Below are 13,750 nucleotides of genomic sequence, written 5' to 3' on the forward strand. Positions count from 1 at the left end.
GACGGTCCTCTCGTTTCTTCCACATTCCGGCAGCACTAGATGAGGAGGTCAGCGATCTTTGCGATTCCGGAGCAGATGGATCGGTCGCTGACGTTGCCGAAGCCAAGGATGAGTTGACCAGGGGTCGTGGCCCGGTTCGATCGTTGCGTGCTCATCCCGTACAACCCCACCGACCGGGCTCGGGCGGCCGCTCGTACTTCGATCTCGTCGAAGTCGGCCGGGAGATGGGCGACGGCGTGGAAGCCGGCGGCGAGTCCCGTGACCGGCATCCCCTTCGCATACTCCGCCAAGGCATCCAGCAAGACTGTCCGACGGGCGCCGTACATAGCGCGAACTCTGCGCAGGTGCCGGTCGTAGCGACCGGACTCCATCAACCGCGCGAGCGCAAGTTGGTCGATTCCCGGACAGCCGCGATCGAGCGCGTTCTTCTGGTCGGCCACTGCTTCAAGCACGGTTGAAGGACAGAGAACCCAGCCGAGCCGGACAGCGGGAGCGAGCGATTTGCTCACCGTGCCCACCGCGAATACCCGGTCGGGAGCGAGACCCTGGACGACGCCGACCGGCTCGCGGTCGTAGCGAAATTCCGCGTCGTAGTCGTCCTCGATGATCCACCCGTCGCTACTGGTCGCCCAGTCCACCAAGGCATGCCGTCGTTCAGGTGAGAGGACCACCCCGGTGGGCCACTGGTGCGCTGGGGTGATGACTACCGCCTGTGCGCCGCTGGCCCGCAACGCGGCGACATCGATCCCCTGCGAATCAACGGGCACCCGGATAAGGTCCGTCAGTCCCGCCCAGGCCATGGCGAGCGTGCTCGTCTCGTCATAGCCAGGATCTTCGAACGCGATCTTGGTGATGCCCTTGTCTGCCAACGCCTTCAGGACCAGGTTCAGCCCCTGACAGAAACCCGCACACACGACCAGGCGGTCGGGCGATGCCGCCGCTCCGCGGACGCGGGACAGGTAGCCGGCCAGGACGCTGCGCAGTACGCCGCTCCCCCGGTGATCGTCGTACCCCAGGGCAGCGTTGGGAGCGTCCCGGCAGGCCTGCTGCACCGCCCAAGCCCAATCCGTACGGGGGAAGGACGCGAGGTCCGGGACAGCTGGGAGGAAATCCGCCAGCAACCGCGGCTCCGGAGCAGGCGCCGGGGCGTGTACGTCGGGCGACGTGTGCGCGCTCGCGGCCACCCGCGTAGCTGATCCCACCTGGGTGGTGAGGTATCCCTCCGCCTGTAGCTGACCGAAGCACTCCTGAACCAGACCACGGGAAACACCGAGCGTTCTTGCCAGCTCTCTGCTGGACGGGAGCCGCTCACCGACCGGCAGGCGACCGCCGCGGATCGCCTCCCGGAGGCCGGTCTCCAGCTGCACCCGCAACGGCTCCGGCCGCGACCGATCCAGCGACAGCAGCAAGGCCGGACCCAAACCGGACCACTGGATAGCCATGACATTGGACCATATCGTGGTCCACCTGGCGCTTCTAGCGTCAAAACATGAACGAAACAAGCACCCTCACAGCGCCCAACCAGACCAGCGCCCGATGCACGCCGCAACTGTCGGGGCCCGGAGTGGATCACGATCCAGGGCCTGAATTGGATCTCATCAGCCCCGGTGGCTCCGACCTAGGTTCTTGACCACAGCAACATCCAGAGAAAGGAACGGACCATGGGAAAGGTCGCGGTCAGCGAGTTCATTTCGCTCGACGGAGTCATCGAGGATCCAGGCGGTGGCGAGGGCACGAGCTTCGGCGGCTGGACCTTCCGGTTCCCGGCCGACGACGGACAGCGGTTCAAGTACGAGGAGTTGATGGCGAGCGACGTACAACTCCTGGGCCGCGTGACCTACGAGGCGTTCGCCGCCGCCTGGCCGGGGATGGAGGAGGCCGCCGGTGACTTCGGCGCGAAGATGAACAGCATGCCGAAGGTCGTCGTCTCGACCACGCTGACAGAAGCGAACTGGAAGAACTCCACCATCGCCTCGGGTGACCTCGCCGACATCGTTGCGGAGCTCAAGAAGCAGTACGAGGGCGACATTCTGGTCGCCGGCAGCGCCACGCTGGTAGCGGCCCTGCGCGCCGCGGACCTCGTCGACGAGTACCGCCTGATGGTGCATCCCGTTGTCCTCGGCCAGGGCAAGAAGCTCTTCCAGGACGGCGCCACACCGACCGACCTCGCCCTGGTGGAAACGCGCAAGGCCGGCCCCGACGTACAACTGCTCATCTATCGCCCGGCGAACCGCACGCCATGAACACCGTCACCGCAAGCGACGGTACGACGATCGCCTACGACCGGGCCGGCTCCGGCCCGGCCGTGATCCTCGTCGCCGGCGCCTTCTCCGACCGCAAGGACGCGATGATGACCGGCCTCGCGAACGCCATGGCCGGCCAGTTCACCACCTACCTCTACGACCGGCGCGGACGAGGCGACAGCGGCGACACCGCGCCGTACGCACCCCAACGAGAGGTCGAGGACCTGGACGCCCTGATCGCAGCGGCCGGCGGTCGGGCCGTTGTGTTCGGCGGGTCGTCCGGCGGTTCGCTGGCCCTCGAAGCAGCCGCCGCGGGGTCGGCCATCACCCACCTCGTCGTCTTCGAACCGCCTTACGTCGTTGCGGATCGCGGACCACTGCCGACCGCGGAGGAACTGGACGCACTGGTCCGATCAGGACGGCGCGGTGAAGCGGTCGAGCAGTTTCTCGTCCAAGGTGCCGAGCTCCCCGTCGAGGTCGTCGCCGGCATGAAGGCCGATCCCTCCTGGCCGCATCTCGAGTCGATCGCGCACACCCTCGTCTACGAAGCCGCCATCGTCGGCCCCGGCCCGATCCCCGACGCCCGGCTCAACACGATCTCCATCCCGACTTTGATCCTTTACGGCTCCAACAGCGCACCCCGCATGCAATCCGCCGCAAAGGTCGTCGCCGCTGCCATCCCCCACAGCACCCTGCAAGTCCTCCAAGGCCAGGCACATGGCGCCCTCGACGCCGAAGACGTCGCCACAGTCCTGGCCGACTTCGTGAGACGCACACAACCTTCCTGACCGTTGGGTAGGAGGTGTCCGGCGGCGCGAGCTCTCGCCAACACAGGCAGTGACTGGCATGCTCGAAGGTGAGGTGCGGCTGCACGGGGGTAGGGGCACGCACCGAGGGGGATGTGCACCAAGGGGGAACACAAATGAACGATTTACCAGCTACCGGCGCGCCCTCAGACGGCGAGGACTTCGCGCCCGCGAGTCCGGTGCGTCCAGGACCGGACACCGCCGCATCCAAGCCGGCGAAAGGCGTCGGACTCTGCCTGTCCGGCGGCGGCTTCCGCGCAATGCTGTTCCACGTCGGCGTCCTGAAGCGACTGAACGAGGCCGGCTGGCTGCCCAAGCTGGACCGCGTGTCCAGTGTGTCCGGCGGATCCATCACCGCCGGGTTGCTCGGCCTGCGCTGGGACGAGCTCGAGTTCTCCGACGGCGTCGCGACCAACTTCGACGCGCTGATCACCGACCCGCTCCGGGCCTTCGCGCATACCAAGGTCGATCTGCCCGCGGTGGCGGCCGGCGCGCTTCTGCCATTCGTCACGATCTCCGATCGCGTGGTCGAGAAGCTGAAGAAACATCTGTACGGCGACAAGACCCTGAAGGACCTGCCGTTGGACAAACCACGTTTCGTCATCAACGCGACGAATCTCGAGTCCGGCGTCCTCATGCGCTTCAGCCGGCCGTACATCGCCGACTACAAAGTGGGAAAAGTCGATGATCCCACCGTGCTCCTGGCCGAGGCGGTGGCCGCATCCTCGGCCTTCCCGCCGTTCCTCTCCCCCTTCGAGCTCGATCTGTCCGGCGCGAAGTGGGACACCGAGAAGGGCAATGTCTACACGAGCGCGGGCTACCGCTCCGACATCCTGCTCACCGACGGCGGCGTCTACGACAACCTGGGCATCGAGACGGTCTGGAAGGCGTACGAAACCGTCCTGATCAGTGACGCGAGCGGGCATCTCGACGCCGACCCGTCGCCCGGACGCGACTGGGGGCGCGGCATCATCCGGGTGCTCCACATCCTCGACTCGCAGATCAAGTCGCTGCGACGCAGCGCCGTCGTCACTGCGTTCAACAACGACAGCGACCCGCACGAGGGCTTCTTCATCAGCACGACGACCGACTTCCGGACCTGGCCGGCCCCCGGGCAGCGCCCGTACCCGGACGTCGATCCTGCTGTCACGCAACGACTCGCGAGCATCAGCACCCGGCTCAACGTGATGCCCGACGACCAGCAGGAGCTGCTGATCAACTGGGGCTTCGCGGCGGCCGACGCCGGGCTGCTGGCCTTCCTCGTGCCGGACCTGCCGGCCGAGCGGTTGCCGTATCCGGACCGTCCGTTGCGGGAGACGCAGGATGCCTCCGCCTAGCTTCGACGAGGTCGCCGCGGAAGCACCACGCAAGCGCGGCGCGACTGGGGCGGAGCGGAACCTGCTCAAGCACGACACGGTCCCGATGACCGTGTTCGCGCAGGACCCGATCGTGATGGATGCCAAGACAGGCCCGATCTTCGCCCAGGTCGCGGTGCCGGCCGAACGCCTGCAACGCGGACCGCGTGGGCATCGCTTCCACGTGGTCGACATCGGCGTCGGGTCGAACACCGCGGCAGCCCCGGTGATCCTGACCGACCGCGATCCCTGGGTTTATCGCGACCGCTGGGACGCCCAGAACCGGACCGGCGATCCGGCCGACCTCGTCGAGAACGCGGACTTCCGGGCCCAGAACCTGTACGCCGTCGCCGCCCACACCCTCGCGCTGTTCGAGCAGCATCTCGGCCGGCCGATCCCCTGGTACTCGCACTACCCGCAGCTCTACCTGGTCCCCCGCGCGCGGATCGAGGCCAACGCGTTCTACTCGCGCGAACACAACGCGGTCATGTTCGGCTGGCTGCCGGCCGTCTCGGGCCGACCGAGCCTCTACACCGCTTTGTCGTACGACGTCATCGCGCACGAGGTCAGCCACGCGATCCTCGACGGCCTGCGACCGCGGTACACCGAGCCCGGTCTGCCGGACCAGCTCGCGTTCCACGAGGCGCTTGCCGATCTCGTCGCGCTGCTGTCGGTCTTCAGCCTCAAGGATGTCGCCCGGCGCCTGCTCGACGAGGACGGCTCCGGACTGATCGAGTTCGAGACCGACGACGCCGCGATGCGGAACCCGGATCGGGAGCTGGGACGGAAGGAACTGGCCGAGGGACGCGCGGCCAAGCTGAAGGCTTCGCCGCTGGCGAGGCTCGCCGAGCAGATCGGCGGACAACGGGCACAAGCGGCCGGCGGTACGGTCGCCGGACGCTATCCAGCGCTGCGCAGGTCGATCGATCTGCTGCCATCACCTGCCTGGTTGAACGATCCCGCGTACGTCGAGCCGCATCGCCGCGCGGAGATCCTCGTCGCCGCCTTCATGCAAACCATGGTGTCGATGTGGGCCGGCCGGCTCGATCCGTTGCGCATCGAGGTCGCCGCCGATGGTGCTGCCGCCGCCGACCACGGCGGTCTCGACGTCGCCCGGGTGGCGGAAGAGGGCGTCAAGGCGGCTCAGCACCTGCTCGGCATGCTTCTGCGCGCGCTCGACTACCTGCCGCCGGTGGAGCTCGAGTTCGGCGACGTGATCGACGCGGTGATCACCGCGGACCAGAGGCTCGCCGCTGACGACGAGCACGGATACCGCGAGGCGCTGACGGCGGCGTTCGGGAGCTTTGGCATCGTCCCGCCGTCGCACCAGATCGTCGACCAGGACGGCGTCGCCGCGCCCGGCCCGGGCAACGCCAAGGCGGACGGCGCGACCACGCCGTACAAGGCCGATCCGGACACCAGGCCCAAGGTAGGTATCCGGTACGAGCACCTCAACCTGGCCGCGCTCCGGACCTCACCCGAGGAGGTCTACCAGTTCATCTGGAACAACGCCGGCGCGCTGCAGATCGACGTACGGCTGACCACGCGGGTCGAGCGGGTCCTGGGCAGCACCCGGGTCGGCCCCGACGGTCTGATTGTCAACGAGACCATTGCCGACTACATCCAGATCCTGCATGCGCTGCCTGACGAGCTACCGCCCGGCATCAAGGTCCCGGCCGACCTGCCCGAGGACACCCCGGTCGAGTTGCTGGGCGGCGGCGTACTCGTCTTCGACCAGTTCGGAAGGTTCAGGTTGCATCAGCGCAAACCGATCCTGGACGTCGAGCGGCAGAACCGCAGGTTGGATTACCTGTTCACACAAGGGATCCTGGACCGGGAGGGCGGCCTCGGCACGTCGGACGGCCAAGGTGACAAACGGCGGTTCTCGCTGCTGCACCGCGACACCGAGCTGGACGAGCTGTGAACGCGCAACCGAGCCGCGTCCGGCTCCGTGCGTACAAGGTAGGTTTCGGGGACTGCCTGCTGCTGACCGTGAGCTACAAGTCCGCGTTGCCGGACGGGCGCCGAGAGCGGCACCTGCTGATCGACTGCGGCACCATCGCGCGCGCCGTGGACGGGCCACGCCTGACTGACATCGCCGAACAGATCGCGAAGCACTCCGACGGCCAGCTCGATGCCGTGGTGGCGACGCACCGGCACCGCGACCACATCTCGGGTTTCGGCAACAAGGGCGCTGCGCAAGCGCTCGACCAGCTGAACCCGCGGATGGTGATCCGGCCGTGGACCGACGTACCCGAGACCGAGCGAACCGATCCCCGGCTCGGACTCGACGACGATCAGCGCCACTTCCTCAGCGTCCTCGACCAAGTGCCCGCACTGGCCGAACACCTCAACGCCCTCGCCTTCGACAACGCCGGCCAGGCCACGCGGGCCGGCCGCCTCGCGGAGCTCGGATTCAAGAATCCCGAGGCGATCGCGCTGCTCGAATCCTGGGGCTCTCGTGGCCGGGCGCACTATGTCACCGCGGGCGACACCTTGGACGTCGCCGAGCAGCTTCCAGGCGTCAGTCTCCAGGTCCTCGGCCCACCCACGCTCAAGGACGTGGGTGACCTCACCCACTATGCCAAGGATTCCGAGGACTACTGGCTCGGTCTGGCCGGCGAGCGCGCCTTGGCGCCCTTGGTGCAACCGGGGAACGCCGCGGCGCCGGCGCGGGCCCGCCGCGTTCTCGCCGAGCCTGGTGGCGTCGGCGCGGCCGAGTGGCTGCTGCGGAATCTCAGCGAGCGCCGGATCTCGCAGGGGCTCGAGATCGTCGAGGCACTGGACGACGTACTCAACAACACCAGCGTCATCCTGCTCGTCACCATCGGCAGTAGGCGGCTGCTGCTGCCGGGCGATGCCCAGATCGAGAACTGGTCGCTCACGCGGGACAAGGTCGAGGGACGCAACGGCCGCAAGCAGGACCGGAAACTCGCTACCGCGCTGAGCAAAGTCGATCTCTACAAGGTGGGCCATCACGGCAGCCGCAATGCGACGCCCAAGTGGCTGACCAAGCACTGGGCGGCGACCGCGCCGCCGGGGCATACGGTCGTATCGGTGCTGTCGACCAAGACGCACTTCTTCGAGAAGAGCCAGGAAGGCGCAGTGCCCAAGCCGGAGCTGATCGCAGGCCTCGGCGAACTCGGACCACTCCACAGCACCGACGACCTAGCCCCCGGAGTCTGGTGGATGGACCTCGAGGCCCCGGCCCGCGGCAACGCCACCTTCACCTTCACCGCCGGCCCAGACATGGGTACGCCGTAGGCAGGGGCGCGACCAGCCGGATCGGGTTCAGGCGACGTGGGTGGCTTGGGGCTCGGCGAGGGTGAAGAGGCGGTCGAAGACTGCGATTCGGTCGAACTGCAAGGCGTACTCCCGTGCGCGCCGCTCGGCCGCCGCCCGCTGCTCGTGGGTCCAGTCGCACACGACCTCGTCGAGCACGGTCCGCAGGGCCGCCGGGTCATGCTGCGGCACCAGCAAGGCCGTATCACCGACCGCTTCAGGTACGCCGCCGGTCGCACAGGTGATGACCGGTCCGCCACCCGCGAGGGCCTTCTCCACCAGCGCGATCCCGAACGTCTCCACGAACTCCGGCTGCTCGCGGGTCGGCAGCACGAACGCCGCGCTCCCGGCCATCAACCCCGGCTTCTCCGCGTCGTCCACGTCGGTCAGCACCCGCACTCGCTCGCCCAGGCCCGCTGCCGCCACCCGCGCCACCACCTCGGCTTCCTGCGGCCCGCGCCCGGCCAGGACCAACTGCACCCGCTCAGCTGACCGGGATCCGGCGTACGCGTCTATGAGGTCATCGATCCCCTTCGCCGAGGCGATCCGGGACAGGAACAGCACATATCCGTTCCGCGAAAGGCCCCGTCGGGCAAGGGTTTCCGCGATCCGGTCTTCGGTCAGCGACAGGTAGGACCAGGAGTCGACCGCCGGGTAAGAGATGGCGATCCGCTCCCGGCAGCGCTGCGCGAACGTCGTACCGTGCATGGCATCGAGGGCCGCCGCCGATGCCACGATCAGCTCCCTGGTGTATTCCGACACCGCCACGCAGTGGTCAGCCTCCAGGTAGACCGACAGGATGTGCGCGGCGGCCCCGAACTGGCCGGTGTTCACGCACTCGCGCACCACGTTGGTGATGTCGGAGCCCACCGCCTCAGCCACCGTGGTGACCCGTGCGGGCCCGATCCGACGCGCGACCTGAGCAGCCTCCTGTACGGCGATCGCGTGCGGGCTCAGGTACAGCGACATCGCCACCGTCGGTACTCCGTCACTGAACAGCTCGACCAGCCGCCCGATGAGCCCGGACAAGTACCGCCCGTCCGGAACCCGGTAGTCGCCGACGGGATCAGGCCGCTCCACGGTGATGCCAGGGCTGTACGGCAGCACGCGATCCAATGGTTTCAACGGCAACCCGGCCGCCTCCAACGCATCCAGCGGCCAGGTCACGATACGTACGTCGTCGAACCCGCGGGTGAGCGCCACCTCCGCGAGGCACCGTGCCTCACCCGAATGGCCGCAGATGACCGGGTCTGCGCGGACGACAAGGACCAGACGGCGGTTGGGTGTGGACGAGACATTCATGCCTCACCTCCAAGCGGGTCGGATGTGGATGGTGGCCTGATGTGCCTCCCCCAGCCGGAGGGCTGAGGGCCGAGATCGATGTGCAGGTTGCGGATGTGCCGCAGTTCGCGGCCGGAGATCCAGGGGCGTTCGAGTGTCTTGCCGTCCACCGTGATGGATTGGACGTAGGAGACCGGTCCGCCTGCCTCGACCGGTTCGAATCCTGACGTGGTGATCGACAGGTCGCCGTCGGGCAGCCGGGTCAAAGACTCCGCCACGGCCGGCGCGCTGACCAGGAACAGGTTCTGCCCAGCCACCGGGAACAACCCGAGCGTCGCCCACACGTACCACGCAGACAGCCCGCCGGAGTCGTCGTTTCCGGGCAGCCCGCCCCGGCCGGTGCCGAATTGGTTGGCGACGGCGGCATGCACCACCTCTGCGGTTCGGTCCGGCCGTCCCGCGTAGTGGTAGGACCACGGCGCTTCGTAGTCCGGTTCGTTGTTCAATCCCTCGAACCGGCACAGGCCGTACCCGGCGTCCATCTCGGCCACGCTCGGCGCCACTCCCGGCTGGGTGACCGGTACGGCGTCGTACCCGAAGAACCGGTCGAGCAGTCCCACGAACGCTTCGTCACCGCCGGCGAGTGCGATCCGGGCGCGCATGTCGTGCAGCAGCCGGAAGGAGTAGTTCCACCGTCCGCCCTCGTAGAACGTCGAGTCGCGCAGCAGGCCGGTGCCCGGGTCGTACGCCGCCCGCCAACCTCGAGCGAGGTCGCGCATCTGCTGGGCCAGTGGCCGGTCGCGCACCTTGTGGGCGATCGCCGCGGTGCAGTGGTAGGCGTACGCCAGATCGAGAGTGTGGCTGATCGGGTGCGCCACACCGTGCACCAGGTAGTCCTCGCCGTACGTCCGGCGCAGGTCCATCTCCAGGTGCACCATGGCCCAGTCCCAGTCGACACCAGGCAGATCCAGTTGGCACAGGTCGGCGAAGAAGGTGTGCGCGAGGGCGCTGCCCTGCCGGGAGAAGCGGTCGGCGCCCTTGGCCATCCGGTAGCCGATCGGCAGGTTGCCCTCCTGCTCGCAGATCGACAGCAGCGCGCCGGCCAGCGCGACCGAACGCTCCGGGAACAGCGTGGTCATCAGCGGCAGGTGGGTGCGGTAGATGTCCCACATCGTGCAGATGTCGAACGCGTACGGGCCCGCGGTCGTCCATGACGGGCTCTCGTCCGGGGCGAAGCACGGCTTGACCAGCGAGTGGTACAGCGCGGTGCCGAAAACGGTTGCCTGGTCATCGGCCCCGGTCTTGATCTCAACCTTGCCGAGGTGGTCGCGCCAGCTGGCCGCCGTACGGTCGCGTCGTACGGCGAAGGTGGTCGGGTTGCGACCGACGTCCGCACGGAGGTTCTCGCGCGCCGTCTCACACCCACGCAGTGAGAACCCCAGCCGCACCTCGACGGTCTGCTCGGCGCGTGACGGGCCCATGAACATCAGCCCGAACGGCCGCAAGGTGGTCGGCCGGATGTAGTCGAAGTCGAGGCGGGTGCCACCGGGCATCAGGCGCCGGTCGTACCACAGCAGCTGCCGCCAGCCGGGGGCGTCGACCTCGAGGTGCACAGCCAGCGGCACGCCCTCGACGTGGATCTCCCCTTGAGCCACACCGGGCTCGAGCATCGCCAGGTGCGCCTTCAGCGGGACCGTCCGGCTGTGCGGGATGGCCAGGCCGCCGGTCGAGGCATCGATGACGATCCGGGCCGCGTCATTCGCCGGGAAGGTGTACCGGTGGACGGCCGACTTGGGGCCGACCGTCACCTCGCAGTGCACCCCCGAACTCAGCGTCGCCGCGTAGTACCCGGGCTCGGCCACCTCGTCCAGCAGGTCCCACGTGGTGCCCAGGTCATCGAGCGGGCCGAGCATCGGAGTGACCTGGAAGTAGTTGTAGTACTTGCGGATCGCGCCGGTGCCGGACTGCTGGAAGTGGGTGAAGCCGGAGGCGACGGGGCGGTCGTACAACAGGTCGGGCACGCCCTCGGTGTTGAAGTCGTACAGCCCGTAGCCGGTCGGGTAGGCCCCGGAGTACGGGCAGGCCGACACCATCCCGAACGGGTACATGGCGCCCGGGTGGGTGTTGCCGACCTGCGGCTTGGGCCACCACCAGGTCGAGGCCAGGCCCTTGGGCGCGGGCAGGTCGGTCGCGCCGGTCCCGATGAACGGGTCGACATGCTCGTACATCGGCTCACCGCCTCGCGCGGCTGACGTGGACTCTCAACGTAAGAAGCGGATGTTTCAGCCACGTGACCGGAAGAGACGTGCAGGGTTACGACCGTTCCGGTGAGGAGGTCGGCAGCGGCCGGCGCTCGCGGGTCCACTTAACGGCGATGGCGACGGCTACCGCCAGGAGCAGCGGAGCGGCGAGGTTCGTCGGGACCGAGGGGACCGACGAGGCCGACACGTTGGTCACGGCATGGATTGCGATGGCTGCGGCCACACTGCCGGTACCACCGAAGATCCAGACGTAGATGACCCGGAGGGCAAGGGACGCGAAGAGTCCCAGGGCGATCAGCAACGATGTCTCGTCGCTGCTGAGCATCGACGGGATGTGCCAGGCCCACCACGGCACGCCGATGATCAGGCTGGCCGCGACCGGCCCAAAGCGCGACCACAGTGGTTCGGTTGCGTATCCGATCCAGCCGAGCTCCTCCCCTGTCGCAGCTAGGAAGTAGACAGGTACGAACACGGCCATGGTGGACAAGCTCAGCGCGGGCTGACCGGGCACATGAAGACCGGTCAGATGAACGACGGCGGCGGTCGACAGATAGATCGCCGGCATCAGCAGCAGGATCGGCAGGATCCATGCGCGGCTCGGGATGCGCCTGAAGTCGAGAGCTCGTCGAAGGAGCATGCGCACGCCGCGGCGGCCCTCGGAACGGCCGGTCAGGATCAGCGCCGCGGTCATCGGCATGAACGCTCCGACGAAGTCGAGCGGAGGGCCGTTCTTCGGCATGCCCGGCAGCGTCACCAGCGGACTCAGCACATACAAGGGCAGTGTCAGCACGAACACCAGCGCGAAGAACATCAATGGCCTGCGCCGATCCACCTCCGCAGAACGACCACTCACGCGCTCTTGAAGACTCCAAGCCATACCAAGACCCTACGAGACAGTCGCAGTCTTCAGCAAGTCACTGTCTCAACGCACCAACTGAGCGGGCGGGGCCTGGGAGGGGCCCCGCCCGCTGCTAGTGGTCGTTCAGGTAGCTGTACTGCTTCAACCCGTAGTACGGGTCGCCGCTGTTGCCGGTCAGCCAGACCTCGACGTAGATCGTCGTACCCTCGGGCAGGTTGTGGATCGCCGACCAGGTCTCCGAGCACTGACCGTTGCCGCCGGCATGCAGCTGGTACAGCGGCTGGTACGGAAGCACCGAGATCGCCGCGCTGACGCCGTACCCGTCCGCTTCGTTGTCACACACCCGAATGTCGTCGTCGTACTCCTTGACGAACACCTTGCCGCCGGCCGTCCCGGAGTCTCCGGTCGAGTAGATGTGATCCCAGAACAACGGCGTCGTGTGGGCGGACGCCGGTGCCGCGGTCGCCCCGGCGACCACAGTGCCCATCGCCAGCGCCACTGCGCCGACCGACTTACGAAACCTCATGATTCTCCTCAATCGTTGCCGCATTCCCCTACTCCACAACGATCTGCTGGACGCGACCCGGTCCGCTACGCATCGGAGTCCAATCTCAGCGCCACGGCTTCGTAGCACGCTACAAAGCGACGGCTGCGGCGCCGATGCGTTGCTCCGGGCAACGACGTCGGGCGCGGCCGGCGTCTAGCCGTACCGGCGGTCTGCGAGTTGGACGAGCTGCTGCGCGCGAGGTACCTTCGGCCCTGGGCTTGGCGACGGACGACCAGCCGCGGAGGCCGACAGTGGAAGAGTGGGACGAGCACCGCTCCGCGGTCTTCGGCGCGGCGTACCGGATCCTCGGCACGGTGACCGAGGCCGAGGACGTCACCCAGGACGTCTGGCTACGTGCGGCAGCTGCCGACCGGTCCGACGTCCGAGATTTGCGTGCATGGCTGGTCACGCTCGCCGCCCGGACGTCCTACAACGTCCTCAAATCGGCGCGGGTACGGCGGGAGCAGTACGTCGGCCCCTGGTTGCCGGAGCCGTTGCTCACCGGGGAGGACGCGGCCGCGAAGGTGCTCCTGGACGAGTCGCTGAGCACCGCGATGCTGGTCGTGATGGAGACGCTGACGCCCGCCGAGCGCGTCGCGCTCGTGATGCACGACGTCTTCGAGCTTCCGTTCGACCAGATCGCCGAGGTGCTCGGGACAACGAGCGCGGCCGGCCGCAAGCTCGCGTCCCGCGCGCGGACGCGACTCGCGAAGGTCAAGGATCGGCCGCCGGCCTCGCGGGCGGAGACCGAACGGCTGCTGCTGGCGTTCCGGGCCGCGACCGAGCTGGGCGACCTGGCCGGTCTCGTCGCGCTGCTGGATCCCGACGCGGTGTACGTCGCCGACGGCGGCGGCAAGACCCGGACCGCACAGAAGCCGGTGTCGGGCGCCGACCGGATCGCCGCGCTGGCGATCCGGGTCCTCGGCCTCGCCCGGGCCGACACATCCCGGATCGTGGAGGTGAACGGTGTGCCGGCGCTGGCGACGTACCGGAGCGGACAGCTGATCTGGCTGGACACCGTCGAGATCCACGACGGCCGGATCACCGAGCTGAGGCGGCTCGCGAATCCGGACAAACTCGGTCACATCTGACGAGGCTGTCTTGTCTCCCTGCAAA

11 protein-coding genes are annotated in these 13,750 nt (G+C 67.9%); 6 read left to right on the forward strand and 5 right to left on the reverse strand.

From position 1 onward, the window contains the following. Nucleotides 1–35 precede the first annotated feature (35 nt). The gene (locus AB0L70_RS29695) at nt 36–1,442 is read right to left on the reverse strand and encodes a PLP-dependent aminotransferase family protein (RefSeq protein ID WP_363689921.1); all 1,407 of its coding nucleotides are present in this window, start codon (nt 1,440–1,442) and stop codon (nt 36–38) included. Between the two features lie 219 nt (nt 1,443–1,661). On the opposite strand from AB0L70_RS29695, the gene AB0L70_RS29700 reads away from it, so the two are divergent. The 5 genes from AB0L70_RS29700 to AB0L70_RS29720 all read left to right on the forward strand — a co-directional run bounded on the left by AB0L70_RS29700 (nt 1,662) and on the right by AB0L70_RS29720 (nt 7,668). Further along, nucleotides 1,662–2,243: a dihydrofolate reductase family protein gene (locus AB0L70_RS29700; protein WP_363689923.1), complete on the forward strand. Its 582-nt coding sequence runs from the start codon at nt 1,662–1,664 to the stop codon at nt 2,241–2,243. Then, nucleotides 2,240–3,031, forward strand: a complete 792-nt coding sequence (locus AB0L70_RS29705; protein ID WP_363689925.1) for an alpha/beta hydrolase — start codon at nt 2,240–2,242, stop codon at nt 3,029–3,031. Before AB0L70_RS29700 ends, AB0L70_RS29705 begins: the two co-directional genes overlap by 4 nt. A 134-nt stretch (nt 3,032–3,165) precedes the next feature. Then, nucleotides 3,166–4,386, forward strand: coding sequence for a patatin-like phospholipase family protein (locus AB0L70_RS29710; RefSeq protein ID WP_363689927.1), 1,221 nt, complete (start codon nt 3,166–3,168; stop codon nt 4,384–4,386). After that, complete coding sequence (locus AB0L70_RS29715; RefSeq protein ID WP_363689929.1) at nt 4,373–6,328, forward strand: hypothetical protein; 1,956 nt, start codon at nt 4,373–4,375, stop codon at nt 6,326–6,328. The genes AB0L70_RS29710 and AB0L70_RS29715 overlap by 14 nt, the downstream gene beginning before the upstream one ends. Next, nucleotides 6,325–7,668 carry a hypothetical protein gene (locus AB0L70_RS29720; protein ID WP_363689931.1) on the forward strand — a complete coding sequence of 448 codons (1,344 nt, stop codon included), beginning with the start codon at nt 6,325–6,327 and terminating at the stop codon, nt 7,666–7,668. Before AB0L70_RS29715 ends, AB0L70_RS29720 begins: the two co-directional genes overlap by 4 nt. 27 nt (nt 7,669–7,695) lie before the next feature. Here AB0L70_RS29720 and AB0L70_RS29725 read toward each other — a convergent pair whose 3' ends face one another. The 4 genes from AB0L70_RS29725 to AB0L70_RS29740 form a co-directional block, all read right to left on the reverse strand. After that, the gene (locus AB0L70_RS29725) at nt 7,696–8,988 is read right to left on the reverse strand and encodes a glycosyltransferase (protein ID WP_363689933.1); all 1,293 of its coding nucleotides are present in this window, start codon (nt 8,986–8,988) and stop codon (nt 7,696–7,698) included. Next, entirely contained in the window at nt 8,985–11,195 is a 2,211-nt protein-coding gene (locus AB0L70_RS29730; RefSeq protein WP_363689935.1) for a glycoside hydrolase domain-containing protein, read from the reverse strand. The genes AB0L70_RS29725 and AB0L70_RS29730 overlap by 4 nt, the downstream gene beginning before the upstream one ends. Nucleotides 11,196–11,280: 85 nt before the next feature. Further along, complete coding sequence (locus AB0L70_RS29735; protein ID WP_363689937.1) at nt 11,281–12,105, reverse strand: type II CAAX endopeptidase family protein; 825 nt, start codon at nt 12,103–12,105, stop codon at nt 11,281–11,283. 94 nt (nt 12,106–12,199) lie between these two features. Next, complete coding sequence (locus AB0L70_RS29740; RefSeq protein ID WP_363689939.1) at nt 12,200–12,613, reverse strand: hypothetical protein; 414 nt, start codon at nt 12,611–12,613, stop codon at nt 12,200–12,202. Between the two features lie 272 nt (nt 12,614–12,885). Between AB0L70_RS29740 and sigJ the strand changes: the two genes are divergently transcribed. Beyond that, nucleotides 12,886–13,725, forward strand: coding sequence for an RNA polymerase sigma factor SigJ (sigJ, locus tag AB0L70_RS29745; RefSeq protein ID WP_363689941.1), 840 nt, complete (start codon nt 12,886–12,888; stop codon nt 13,723–13,725). Nucleotides 13,726–13,750: the final 25 nt, after the last annotated feature.

The sequence above is a fragment of the Kribbella sp. NPDC051952 genome (assembly GCF_040680855.1).
Lineage (GTDB): Bacteria > Actinomycetota > Actinomycetes > Propionibacteriales > Kribbellaceae > Kribbella.